Origin of the sequence: Chryseobacterium sp. Mn2064, assembly GCF_049319685.1 — a bacterium.
GTDB lineage: Bacteria > Bacteroidota > Bacteroidia > Flavobacteriales > Weeksellaceae > Chryseobacterium.
In genome coordinates this window covers 223782-236596 of the sequence record NZ_JBMOUE010000006.1, presented here as the reverse complement: position 1 = coordinate 236596, position 12815 = coordinate 223782, and the positions used below count along the sequence as shown (strand labels likewise).

13 protein-coding genes are annotated in these 12815 nt (G+C 36.9%); 10 read left to right on the top strand and 3 right to left on the bottom strand.

Annotated features, from left to right (window positions below):
* Window positions 1-33: 33 nt before the first annotated feature.
* The 4 genes from ACL9RH_RS20725 to ACL9RH_RS20710 are packed head-to-tail and all read left to right on the top strand — an operon-like array spanning window position 34 to window position 2970.
* Window positions 34-948 (top strand): dialkylrecorsinol condensing enzyme DarA, encoded by a 915-nt coding sequence (locus ACL9RH_RS20725; RefSeq protein ID WP_422695237.1) that lies wholly within the window; start codon window positions 34-36, stop codon window positions 946-948.
* A gap of 1 nt (window position 949) precedes the next feature.
* Window positions 950-2089: a beta-ketoacyl-ACP synthase III gene (locus ACL9RH_RS20720; RefSeq protein WP_422695236.1), complete on the top strand. Its 1140-nt coding sequence runs from the start codon at window positions 950-952 to the stop codon at window positions 2087-2089.
* A complete protein-coding gene (locus tag ACL9RH_RS20715; protein ID WP_422695235.1) occupies window positions 2089-2520 on the top strand; it encodes a hypothetical protein in 432 nt (143 codons plus the stop codon). Before ACL9RH_RS20720 ends, ACL9RH_RS20715 begins: the two co-directional genes overlap by 1 nt.
* A 6-nt stretch (window positions 2521-2526) precedes the next feature.
* A complete protein-coding gene (locus ACL9RH_RS20710) occupies window positions 2527-2970 on the top strand; it encodes an ABC transporter permease (protein ID WP_422695234.1) in 444 nt (147 codons plus the stop codon).
* A gap of 56 nt (window positions 2971-3026) precedes the next feature.
* Here ACL9RH_RS20710 and ACL9RH_RS20705 read toward each other — a convergent pair whose 3' ends face one another.
* The 3 genes from ACL9RH_RS20705 to ACL9RH_RS20695 form a co-directional block, all read right to left on the bottom strand.
* Entirely contained in the window at window positions 3027-3680 is a 654-nt protein-coding gene (locus ACL9RH_RS20705; RefSeq protein ID WP_422695233.1) for a LysM peptidoglycan-binding domain-containing protein, read from the bottom strand.
* Window positions 3681-3699: 19 nt separating this feature from the next.
* The gene (locus ACL9RH_RS20700; protein WP_422695232.1) at window positions 3700-4233 is read right to left on the bottom strand and encodes a hypothetical protein; all 534 of its coding nucleotides are present in this window, start codon (window positions 4231-4233) and stop codon (window positions 3700-3702) included.
* Window positions 4234-4505: 272 nt separating this feature from the next.
* Window positions 4506-7418: a M16 family metallopeptidase gene (locus ACL9RH_RS20695; protein ID WP_422695231.1), complete on the bottom strand. Its 2913-nt coding sequence runs from the start codon at window positions 7416-7418 to the stop codon at window positions 4506-4508.
* A 359-nt stretch (window positions 7419-7777) separates the two neighbouring features.
* On the opposite strand from ACL9RH_RS20695, the gene ACL9RH_RS20690 reads away from it, so the two are divergent.
* The 6 genes from ACL9RH_RS20690 to ACL9RH_RS20665 all read left to right on the top strand — a co-directional run bounded on the left by ACL9RH_RS20690 (window position 7778) and on the right by ACL9RH_RS20665 (window position 12812).
* Window positions 7778-8182 carry a hypothetical protein gene (locus tag ACL9RH_RS20690; RefSeq protein ID WP_422695230.1) on the top strand — a complete coding sequence of 135 codons (405 nt, stop codon included), beginning with the start codon at window positions 7778-7780 and terminating at the stop codon, window positions 8180-8182.
* A gap of 62 nt (window positions 8183-8244) precedes the next feature.
* Window positions 8245-9240, top strand: a complete 996-nt coding sequence (locus tag ACL9RH_RS20685) for a BtrH N-terminal domain-containing protein (RefSeq protein ID WP_422695229.1) — start codon at window positions 8245-8247, stop codon at window positions 9238-9240.
* 1 nt (window position 9241) lies between these two features.
* Entirely contained in the window at window positions 9242-10000 is a 759-nt protein-coding gene (locus ACL9RH_RS20680; protein WP_422695228.1) for an ABC transporter ATP-binding protein, read from the top strand.
* Window positions 9987-11255, top strand: coding sequence for an ABC transporter permease (locus ACL9RH_RS20675; protein ID WP_422695227.1), 1269 nt, complete (start codon window positions 9987-9989; stop codon window positions 11253-11255). The genes ACL9RH_RS20680 and ACL9RH_RS20675 overlap by 14 nt, the downstream gene beginning before the upstream one ends.
* Window positions 11230-11673 carry an acyl-CoA thioesterase gene (locus ACL9RH_RS20670; protein WP_422695226.1) on the top strand — a complete coding sequence of 148 codons (444 nt, stop codon included), beginning with the start codon at window positions 11230-11232 and terminating at the stop codon, window positions 11671-11673. Before ACL9RH_RS20675 ends, ACL9RH_RS20670 begins: the two co-directional genes overlap by 26 nt.
* Window positions 11670-12812, top strand: coding sequence for a beta-ketoacyl synthase N-terminal-like domain-containing protein (locus ACL9RH_RS20665; protein ID WP_422695225.1), 1143 nt, complete (start codon window positions 11670-11672; stop codon window positions 12810-12812). The genes ACL9RH_RS20670 and ACL9RH_RS20665 overlap by 4 nt, the downstream gene beginning before the upstream one ends.
* Window positions 12813-12815 lie beyond the last annotated feature (3 nt).

Below are 12815 nucleotides of genomic sequence, written 5' to 3'. Positions count from 1 at the left end.
AAACATATTTTTGTAAACGCTAAAGAAAAACTAATGAAGAAAAATATACTTATCATATATTATTCACAAACCGGTCAACTCGAAGATATCGTGAGAAATATAGCCCAACCTTTTGAAGCTCAAAAGGAAGAATACGATGTCACTTATTATAACATTAAGCTTAAGGAAGATTTTCCTTACCCATGGCCTGGTGATGTTTTTTTTGATACTTTCCCGGAGTCTTATTTACAGATTCCCAAAGAGATCTTTCCCCCTTCAGAAGACATTCTGAACAAAAAATACGACCTCATCCTGTTTGGATATCAGGTGTGGTTTCTTACCCCATCTATCCCGATTATTTCTTTCCTGAAAAGTGATTATGCAGAAAAGATCCTTAAAGATACTCCTGTAGTCACCATTTCCGGAACAAGAAATATGTGGATGCTTTCCCAGGAAAAATTAAAGGTTTATTTAAGAGATCTTAAAGCCCAACTTGTAGGAAATATAGCATTGGTAGACCGACATGATAATTATACCAGTGTATTAACGATTGTCAGATGGCTTACTAAAGGACAAAAAGAAAAAAGAGGACTGCTACCCGCTGCGGGAGTTTCTGATGAAGAAATTGCAGGTTCAGTAAAGTATGGTACGATCATTGAAAAACATTTTAGAAACAATGATCTGAATAATTTACAGCCAGATCTTGTAAAAAACGGAGCTGTGGAAATACGTGCCTTTTTGGTACGTGTAGAGAAGGTAGGGAACAAGATTTTCACCATATGGTCTAATCTGATTATCAATAAAAAAGAGAAACGTCCATTGCTGATAAAATTCTTTACGGTATATTTGATGGCAGCGATATGGATTATCTCACCTGTCGTCTTGGTATTACACCTGCTTACAACCCCTATATTTTGGTTTAAAAGACAAAAACAAAAACGATATTTACAAGGAATTAATTTAAAATAGAATGTACGACGTATTTATAACAAAGGCTTCAAAATTTTTACCCAATGAGCCGGTATCGAATGCTGAAATGGAGACTTATCTTGGCCTTATCAATGACGCACCTTCTAAAGCAAAATCACTTATTTTAAGAAACAATAAAATTACGACAAGATATTACGCTTTAGATACAGAAGGAAACCCTACGCATTCCAATGCGCAGCTTACAGCAAAAGCAATAGAAGGACTTTTTGATGAAAATTTCAAAAAGGAAGATATGAAATTACTATCTGTAGGAACTACATCTCCGGACCAGATCCAGCCGTCACACGCTTCTATGGTTCACGGTGAATTGAACATCGGAAAATCTATTGAGATTAATACCTCCACAGGACTCTGCAACTCTGGAATGAATGCTCTGAACTACGGATTTCTTTCCGTAAAAGCAGGAGTACAGGAAAATGCAGTTTGCGCAGGTTCTGAAAGAATGTCTGCATGGATGACTGCTGACAAATTCAACCATGAGGCAGAAAATTTAAAATTACTGGAAGAAAGACCGATCATTGCCTTCAAAAGAGAATTCCTGAGATGGATGCTTTCGGATGGTTCAGGAGCTTTCTTATTAGAAAATAAACCAAGAGAAAACAGTACTTCTCTGAAAATAGAATTTATCGACTTCTACTCTTACGCTCATGAAATTGAGGCTTGTATGTACGCAGGCTGCGATAAGCAGGAAGACGGAAGTTTAAAATCATGGGCAGATTATCCTTCAGACGAATGGTTGAAGCAGTCTATCTTTGCTATTAAACAGGATACTAAAATCCTTGACAAATATATTCTGGTAAAAGGTGCTGAAAGTTTAAGATCGTCTTTTGACAAACACAACCTGGATCCAGAAAAAATAGATCATGTTTTAGCCCATATCTCTTCTGGTTACTTTAAAGAAGGTTTGAAAGAAGAATTTGCTAAAAAAGGCATGGACTTCCCTGCTGAAAAATGGTTCTATAATCTTTCTGAAGTAGGAAATATCGGTGCAGGCTCTATCTTTGTAGCACTGGAAGAACTGATGAACTCCGGAAAGTTAAAAACAGGAGAAAAAGTACTTCTTTGTGTTCCTGAAAGTGGAAGATTTGCTTATTCTTGTGCTCTATTAACTGTTTGCTAATGGAAAACAGACTGCCAACATCCGATAAAGATTTTGTACAAAGTCTTATCCCGCAAAGAGCACCCTTTGTAATGGTACATGAGCTCACAGAATATTCTGAAAGCCATCTGATCTCAGGTTTCGAAATACAAGAAGATAATCTTTTTGTTCAGGACGGATCTTTTCAGGCTTCCGGATTGATTGAGCATCAGGCACAGAGCGTGGCTCTTCATACTGGATACAAATATTATTTACTGGGAAAAGATGCTCCCACAGGATATATTGGAGCCATCAAATCTTTTGAAGCTGAAATATTACCCAAAACAGGAGATCTGTTGAAATCTGAAGTCACCATCCTTAATGAAGTAATGGGCGTAACACTTGTAGACATTGTTACCAAACTGAACGGAGAAGTGATTGCAAAATCTCAAATGAAAACTGCTGTAAAATAACTGGAAATGGAAATCAAGGAAGAAAACATCATCAATATACATAACTTTTTACCTCATCGCGATCCGATGCTGATGGCAGACTATATTCTGGAACTGACCCAGGAAAAAGTGGTGACTTCCTTTGAAATAAAAGAAGATAATATTTTTGTTCACAATGGTGAATTTGCAGAAGCCGGATTAATTGAAAATCTCGCACAAACCTGCTCTTCTATCCTTGGGCAAAGTTTCTTCGAAAACCCTGAAGCAGATACCAAAGTAATAGGCTTCATTACCAATATCAAGAAGATTGAAGTTTTTGGCCTTCCTAAGGTGAATGACAAGATCATTTCCAAAGCTTCACTCATCTCCCAGTTTGAAAATATCTGCCACATTTTCTGCGAAACCTTCCATAATGAAGAATTATTGATCCGGGCAGAAATTAACCTGTTTATTCAGGAAGTGAAATCGTAAAATGAAAATAAAATAATGAAAAAGCTGTACGTTTTGTACAGCTTTTTTATTATTTATCACCCCACAAATCTTCCCCATAATGCATCTGCACGTTCGAAGACTTTGGGTGAGGTTTCCTGAATAGCATCGTTAAATGAAGAATAGTTTCCGGAGCTGCAGTGAATCACTTTTTTCATTCTACCATTCTCTACCTCTGATACCAATCCTACATGCCCTATTTCTTTACCGGCCCCATACACCACAATACATCCTACTTCAGGAACAGTAAGTCGATCGAATATCCCTGTATTCCTGTTAATATCATCAACCATTGAATCTGTATAAATCCATCCTCCTGGCTGGTAAAAAGGGATTTTGGTTTTTCGCGACAGTCCAAGTACCCAACAGACAAAACCGCTGCAGTCACATTTTCCGTCTTTAGTAGGAAGATGGTATTTTTCATCCATACCGCCTGCACCCAATTTATATATGATTTTTTTCCCAATGACAGATTTTGCTTTTTTTATGATATCATCAGCTGTAAGTTTCTCAGAAAATTTAAACTTATTGACAGGGATATCCTCAAGATTTGGAATATAAATTAGCTGTCCTTCAAAAATCATATCTGCATTTGTGATGATTGAATTATGAGCTAAGATAAATTGAACAGGTATCTTATACTTTTTTGAAATTTTACCGAGCATATCGCCCTTTTTTACTTTGTAATACATGACTTTAGTTTTTAAATGATTAGTTTTTTTCAGTAATATTATGTGCTTTAATATAGCTTTGGGCCTGACTTTCCTGAAGGTTTTTTATCTCACTGTTAAGCCATCTGTATACGTCTTCATATTCCTTATCCTGCACCGCAACACTAAAGCGTAATTTAGCTTCGTTGATCAGGTATTTTGAATGGATCCTTGCTTCTTCCCGTAGTTCAAATTTTCTTTTAAATCCTTTCTGATTCATATACAATAAAAGAACAGAGGAGATAGAGGGTAATAAAAAGATGCAAACTGTCATCATGAGCTTTACTTCAGCGCAGATATACTCTTCAAGAATTTTCTGCAACCCTATAAGAATCGTAGTAAGAAATCCCATCACCGTTATAAGTACATAAAGACAATTATGTATTTTGCCAAATCGATCAGATTCTCTGTCATAACTTTTATAGTATTTGTCATACACGTGATTAATAAAAGTAACAGTCTGGTCTTTTACTCCCTGTGTAAACCATACATCGCTATGCTTTTCGGGCTTTTTCTTTTTTGAAGTAGAATCCATCATTGTTAGTTTATACTACAAATCTAGGAGGTCTTTACATACGAAGAAATTACCCTTAATCGTGATTTTTATTTCGAATCAAACAATCACAAAAACAATTTTAACAACTGAAAATCAACAATATAAACTCAAAAACAAAATAACAAACGTCTATTATTTCACGTGAAACATTTTAAAAATCCGTGAAACAATGATCATTAAAGAGAAATATATTCAACAATAAAAAAGCGGAACATTTCTGTTCCGCTTTACCTATTATTAAAATTAAAATATTAATACCCGAAGATCTCCTCAAGAGACACTTCCTGGAATTCACCCATCTTGTTGATAGATTCCATATTCAGGTTTTCTTTTTTACCGATGATTGCTGTATTGTACTGTACAGGTTTAACCTCTGTATTGTAGAATCCTGTAAGCTGTGGTAATGTCAGTCCCTGGATCTCAGAATAAATATCTTTTCTGATGTCATAATCTACCCCCAGTTTTTTCAATGCCAATTGATTGAAGAAAATGTTTGTTCTGTTGATTCTGTTGGAAGCAATTTGTTTCAATGCAGAACCTCTAGCATTCTCGAACTGTGCAGGAATCTGTGGTAATGACACCATAAGATCATTCATTGCATTCACTGCCAGAGGAAGCTTGTTAGACTGTGTTCCGATATAGTTGGTAATGTAATTAGCATGGCCTTTCTCTGAAGCGTTACCATAAGAAACATAAGCCGTATAAGCTAATGATTTACTTTCTCTGATCTCCTGGAAAACGATAGAAGATAAACCTCTTCCGAAATATTCATTGAAAACATTAGCTTTTCCAAAGTTGCTAAGGTTTACAGTGCTTCCCTTTGCTACTTTAGACATTTCCATCTGAACCATATCATAGTTTGTGAAATACACTTTACCTGTTGTAGACGGCTCTGCAAATTCTTTCGCTTTTGCAGGCTGAAGACTTGTATTGGTAATAAAAGGTTTCACTGCTTTCTCTAAACCAGCCTGATCCTGTCCGTAAAGGAATACCTGGTAAGGATATTGATTCAGAGTTTTTACTTTCTTCATCAATTCTGCTACATCAATGCTTTCAAGACGTTGCTTGGACACAATATCCGTCATTCTTGAATCTTTCCCATATTTAGCATAATTGGAAAGAGCAGCCATAATTCTTACTTTATCTCTCTTAGCAGAAGCTCGGGCTTCCAGAATAGTTTTCACTGTCTGTGAGTAGATCGCTTTATCTGCTTTTACGTTGGTCATCCAGTGGTTCATCAGCTCTACTCCTTTCTTCATATTGCTTTCAAGACCACTTAATGTAATGATCATTTGATCATTAGATGTTCTTACATTGTAGCTGATTCCTAATTGGAAGAATTCTTCTTTCAGTTGCTCCGGAGTATACTTATCGGTTCCTAAATATTCAAAAGCGATTCCTGCTATAGAAAGTTCTTTATCATTATCCGTTCCGAATGGGAAAATATAGCTTACCTGGGCAATTTGATTATATTTATTTTTTACAAAGCTTACCGTTTTGTCTTTCACCTTTGAAGTCTGAATGGCTGTATTATAGTCAATAAACTCAGGTTTTGTTTCAGGTACTTTTGTATTCAGAATATCTTTAAGGAAAGGAGACTGAGCCTCTCTATTCAGTTTAATAGGGGTAATTCCCGGGTTTTCTACACGAACAAGTTTGTCATTTACTCCTTTTTCTTTGTATACAACCACATAATTGTTTTTGAAGAAATCGTTAGCAAACTTTACTACATCCGCTTTGGTGATCTTTTCATACTGATTGATCTCGTCTAACTCCTGCTCCCATGTTCTTCCTTTAATATAAGAATCATAAAGCTCGGTAGCCAATCCATCAGCAGTTTCCCAACCTTTCATGCGCTGAACTTTTTTATCATTAACGATCGCTTTCAGCATCCAGTCTGGGAATTCTCCTTTTTTAACAAGATCAAGCTGATCCATCAACAATTTCTTGGCTTCATCAAAGCTTTGTCCTTCTTTTGGAGTGATGACCAAAGAAAATGATCCGTACATTTTGAAAGGAGACTCATACGCTCCTGCGCCAAGAGCTTTTTGTTTCTGATTGATATTAAGGTCAATTAATCCCGCGTCTCCTCTGTTGCTTAAAATTTCAGCAACAACATCTGCTAATCTCGCATCTTGACTTCCATAAGAGTCTGTTCTCCAGGCAATAGTCATTCTTGGAGTAGAAGGACTTTTTACCGTTCTGGTTACAACCTGTGTCATCGGCTCTTCTGTAACCATCTTTTTCATTGGAAGCTCTTTATATTTGAAAGCTCCGAAATACTGATCAACTAATTTTATAGTTTTATCAAAATCAAGATCTCCAACCAATACAACGGCCATATTATTAGGCACATAATAGGTATCAAAATATTTGTGGATGGCAACCATTGAAGGGCTCTTCAAATGCTCTGAAGTACCAATAGTTGTTTGCTGTCCGTTTGGATGTTTTGGAAAAAGAGCTTCCATCAAAGCATAGTTTACAAGACGTCCGTCATTATCCTGTGCTCTGTTGTACTCTTCATATACTGCCTCCAACTCTGTGTGGAAAAGACGCAATACCAACTCTGAAAAACGTTCCTTTTCAACTCTAAGCCATTTTTCCAGCTCATTGGAAGGAATATTGTTTTTATAAACGGTTTCATCCAGCCAAGTGTGGGCATTCGTTCCTGTAGCTCCCAATGAAGAGATCGCTTTGTCATATTCATTGGCAATAGCATACTTGGATGCTTCCTGAGAAACTTCATCAATTTTCTTGTAAAGCTCTTTCTTTTTCGCCGGATTTTTTTCTGCTTTATGCTGTTCGTAAAGATCTGAAATCTGCTGAAGCAAAACTTTTTCCTTTGCCCAATCCTGAGTTCCCAGATGTGAAGTTCCTTTAAAAACCATATGCTCCAGGTAGTGAGCCAATCCCGTATTATCACTTGGATCGTTGTTTGATCCCGTTCTTACCGGAATATAGGTCTGAATTCTCGGAGCATCTTCATTTTTAGCCAGATAGACCTTCAGTCCGTTTTTTAGTGTGTATACTCTTACTCCGGCTTGGTCATTCTTTACCGTTTCATAGGTATAGCCTTGAGCATCAGTCAGTTTTTGTGTATCAAATTTCTGAGCCATAGCCATTATTGCACAGAAAAGCGAAACAGAAATAAAAAACTTCTTCATAGTTGTTATTTGTTAGTTATTCTTATCCAATTTCTTTCAACCATTAGTCTTATAATACAGACACTTGTTACAGCACTTTTGTTACAAGCAGATATAATAAGTCTTAAGGATGCTTTTTAAGATACTTTTACCTCCAATTAGTTAAACCATCCCCTACAAATGGGGAAAAATAAAATCCTTGTGGGTACTATACATTCAAAAATATATTCTGCATCCTCTCTATCTCACGGTAATAACTCCCTCATATTTAATATGATTTACATATAATGTATTTTCACTATTTTAGCCACCTGATTAAAAAGAATCAACACAGGTGAACTATTTTTCATCTGGAATCTAAAAAAACGACCATTATTTAGATGAAAAAGCAAGACCTACCCCAAGACGAAAGCAACCTGAAATCCGCCAACATGACAGAAGTTCTGTATGTAACGGATGAGAACGACAACTATACGACAGCAAACAGTACAGGCTGGGATGCCAAAAAAGCTGCGTTGGATGAATCCATGGAACTTATCTATGAAAGGATTGAGGAGGCAAACAACAATGTTGCCCAAAACAAAGTAAGCCCTATCGTTTATTTTATGGAGCTGAACAAGATGGATCTTGGTGTGTTGGCTTCTTATGTAGGAATGTGGCAATGGAGAGTAAAAAGACACTTTAAACCCTCAATATTTAAAACACTAAGCGAAACCCAACTGAAAAAATATGCTGATGCATTCGGGATTTCGGTCAACGAATTAAAAAACTTCGACGGGAAATAATGGGATAAGGCATATTATAATGTCCAATTTCATTATACCCATGAAAAAGATACAAGCTAACAATGAAATTAAACTTTGAACACCATCAGACTGCGCATTGCGAAAACGGTGTTGCTTCCAATCTATTGCTTAATAAAGGCTTAAAGCTGAGCGAACCCATGATCTTCGGAATTGGTTCAGGATTGTTTTTTGTCTATCTCCCTTTTTTAAAGGTGAATTTCGCTCCGGGCTTTAGCTATCGTCCGATGCCAGGGGCTATTTTCAGCAAAGCAGCCAAAAGATTAGGTATTACAATCAAAAGAGAGAAATTCTCAAATCCTCAGGATGCTCAAAAGGCTCTTGAGAGAAATCTAGAACAAAATATCCCTACAGGACTTCAGGTAGGCGTTTTTAACCTTACTTATTTTCCTGAAGAATATAAATTCCACTTCAATGCCCACAACCTTGTTGTATATGGTAAAGAAGACGGAAAATTCCTTATCAGTGATCCTGTAATGGATTACACCACGACATTGACGGAAGCTGAGCTGGAAAAAGTAAGATATGCCAAAGGAGCACTTCCTCCAAAAGGTCATATGTACTATCCTGTTTATATTCCTGAAAATGTTAATCTTGAAGAAGCCATCAAAAAGGGAATCAAAGACACTTGTAAAAACATGCTGGCTCCTGTACCTCTTATTGGGGTAAAAGCCATGAGATGGGTCGCCAAAAGCATCCCGAAATGGGCAGAAAAGAAAGGTACAAAAGTGACGAATCATTATCTGGGACAGCTCATCAGAATGCAGGAAGAGATTGGAACCGGCGGTGGCGGATTCAGATTTATCTATGGTGCATTTCTTCAGGAAGCTTCTGTTATTCTGAACAATGATGAATTAAAAGAACTGTCAAAAGAAATTACCTCTATTGGTGACCTTTGGAGAGATTTTGCCGTAGACATTGCCAGAGTGTATAAAAACAGAAACTCAAAAAGCAATATCTATAACGAACTTTCAAAAACGATGCTGCACATTGCAGACCTGGAAGAAGCTTTCTATAAAAAACTGAGAAAAGCGATCTGATATGGCGGAGAATATGATTGAAATTAAAAACCTATATAAGAAATACAAAAATTCTGATGATTTTTCGGTAAACGATATTTCTCTGAATATCAGCAAAAACGAAATCTACGGAATTCTTGGACCCAACGGAGCTGGAAAAACAACACTTATTTCTATGCTTTCGGGATTAATAAAACCTACCTCAGGACAATTTACCATCAATGGTTTATCTCCGCAGAAAGACGGTTTCAAAATCAGACAGATTATTGGGATTGTTCCTCAGGAATATGCTTTATACCCAACCCTTACTGCTAAAGAAAACCTGATGTTTTTTGGAAGCCTGTATGGTTTAAAACACAATCAGCTCAAAAAAGCAATTGATCATTCTCTGGAAATCATGGGACTTTCAAAATTTGCCAACAAGCAGGTAGGACAATTTTCAGGAGGGATGAAGCGCAGATGCAACCTCATCGCCGGTACCCTTCACAATCCTAAAGTTCTCTTTTTGGATGAACCAACTGTAGGTGTGGATGTTCAGTCTAAAAAAGCCATTATCGACTATCTTTTGGATTTAAATAAACAGGGAACCTGCATTATTTATACTTCCCATCACCTTTCTGAGGCGGAAGAATTCTGTACAAAAATCGCAATCATTGATCATGGAAAAATTCATGCTGTGGGAACCCCGGAAGAACTGGTTTCTCAGATTGCCAATGCCGAAAACCTTGAAGATGTTTTTATTTCATTAACCGGAAAAGAATTAAGAGATGTTGTTGTATAAATTGTGGAGAAGTTTTATTAAGGAAATCCTTTTACTCAAAAGGGACATCGGGGGAATTGTCATTATTTTTGTCATGCCTTTACTTCTGATTGTCACCATCACCCTTATTCAGGATTCAACCTTTAAAAATCTTGAAGGATCAAAAATTCCTATCATTTTTATTGATCAGGACAAATCTGAAGTTTCAAAAAATATAAAAGCTGAGCTTGAAAACAGCAAAACATTTCAACTGCTGACCAATTTCAATGAAAAATCTGCGCAGGAAGCGGTTTTTGCAGGAGACTATCAAATGGCGATCGTCATTCCTGAAAATCTTACTAAAAACCTGAATTCCAATATTGATTCTAAAGTTCAGACCATTGTAAGTTCTTTCGGATTGGAAGGAGATTCAACAAAAGCAAAAACAGAAGCTCCCAAAGCAAAAGAAATCCATTTATATTTTGATCCAGCCACCAACGCAGGGTTCAAAAATTCGGTGATGAACTCTGTTAACAAAATGGTTTTTCAAATCGAAAATAAAAAGATTTACAAAGCTTTCCAGGATCAGTTGGGAACTACTGAAAATCTTGATGAAAATAAAAACCTGATCAGCTTTAAAGAAATCACTCCTAAGAAAGGAGAAATGGACGTTATGCCGAATTCCGTTCAGCATAACGTTCCGGCTTGGACGCTGTTTGCGATATTCTTCATCGTAGTACCACTTTCTATTAATCTGGTAAAAGAAAAAAGCCAGGGAACAAGTGTAAGAGCAAGAATAAGCCCTACTCCATATTTTGTGCATATTTTGGGGAAAACATTTACCTATCTTATCATCTGTATCATTCAGTTTTTACTGATGGTTGCTGTAGGTGTTTATCTTTTCCCTTATATGGATCTTCCGGCTTTTGATGTATCGGGAAAAATGTTCCAGCTTATAACCGTAACTTTATTTGCCGGTTTAGCAGCTATAGGATTTGGAGTATTATTAGGAACTATTGCAGACACACAGGAGCAGTCAGCGCCATTTGGAGCTACTTCTGTAGTTGTTCTGGCAGCCATTGGCGGAATATGGGTTCCCGTATTCTTAATGCCGGAGTTCATGCAGACCGTAGCTAAATTCTCACCTATGAACTGGGGGCTGAATGCTTATTACGATATTATTTTAAGGAATAGCGGTATTGGAGGAATAGCTAAAGAACTGATATTCTTACTACTATTTTACCTTGCCACTGTTTCCATTTCCATTTTTTATGAAAGAAAACAAAATGCAGTCTAAAGAAAATAGATTAACCTGTACCGAAGAAGTAAGAGTACGATTCAATGAGACAGATCCTCTGGGAATTGTCTGGCATGGACATTATATTGTTTATTTTGAAGATGGTAGAGAAGCTTTCGGACGTCAGCATGGTCTCACCTATCTCGATATTCAGAATGCCGGATATGTAACACCTATTGTAAAAAGTACGTGTGAACATTTTCTTCCTTTAAAATATGGAGAAACCTTTAACATTGTAACCACTTTTGTGAACTCTGTTTCCGCAAAACTGATCTACAGATATGAACTCTTCAACCAGGAAGGAAAACTGGTATGCAGCGGTGAAACGATACAGGTATTCCTTGACAGTAACGGCGGGCTATGCCTTTACAATCCGGAATTTTTTCAAAAATGGAAAGATAAAATGGAACTATCATGAAGAAGGAAATCTTTATCACAGACTATAATTGTGTAACTCCATTGGGTTTCAATGTTGAAGCCAACTGGAAGGCTCTTTCAGAAGGAAAATCGGGAGTTGCTCTCCATAAGATCATAGACAATCAGGACGCTTTTTATGCTTCTATGATTGATTCTGAAAAACTGAATGAGGAATTCAACAGATTCTTTACTCAAAACGATAATGAGAGCTTTACAAGACTGGAAAAAATGCTGCTTTTAAGTTTACAGCCTTTGATCGATAAACATAAACCTTCAGAAAATACGGCTTTTATCCTTTCAACAACAAAAGGAAATATCAGCCTGTTAAAGAAACAGTCTGAATTACCGGAAGGCGTTTATTTATCAAAACTAGCAGAGAAAATAGCTCACTTTTTTGGATTCAAAACAAAACCTGTCGTAGTTTCCAATGCCTGTGTATCGGGAGTAATGGCGATAGCAGTAGCTAAGAATATGATTCTAGCCGGAAGGTATAAAGATGCTTTTGTTATTGCCGGAGACGAACTTTCTGAGTTTGTCATCTCGGGATTCAATTCCTTTCAGGCGATAGGATCGGGACCTTGCAAACCTTATGATAAAAATAGGAACGGAATTAATATTGGTGAAGCGGCAGCCGCAGCTTACATTACTGCTGAACCTTCTGAAAATGAAGCAACGATTTTTAAAGTTCTGGGAGATTCTGCCGTTAATGATGCCAACCATATTTCCGGACCATCAAGAACTGGAGACGGATTATACGCCAGCATCAAAAATGCAATGATTGAAGCTCAGGTTTCTTCTGAACAGATTGATTTTATCTCTGCCCACGGAACCGCTACCCTATATAATGACGAAATGGAAGCCATCGCATTCAACAGAATGGAACTTCAACATATTCCTCTCAACAGTATGAAAGGATATTATGGACATTGTCTAGGGGCTTCAGGGCTTCTTGAGAGTATTATTTCAATGGAAAGTGCTCTTTACAACACTTTACTTCCTTCTAAAAACTTTGAAGAAACAGGAGTATCCCAACCGTTGAATATCATTAAAGAAAACCAAACAGCTTCTATCAGATATATTCTGAAAACAGCATCTGGCTTTGGTGGATGTAACGCTGCTATTGTATTGGAAAAATGCTAAAAT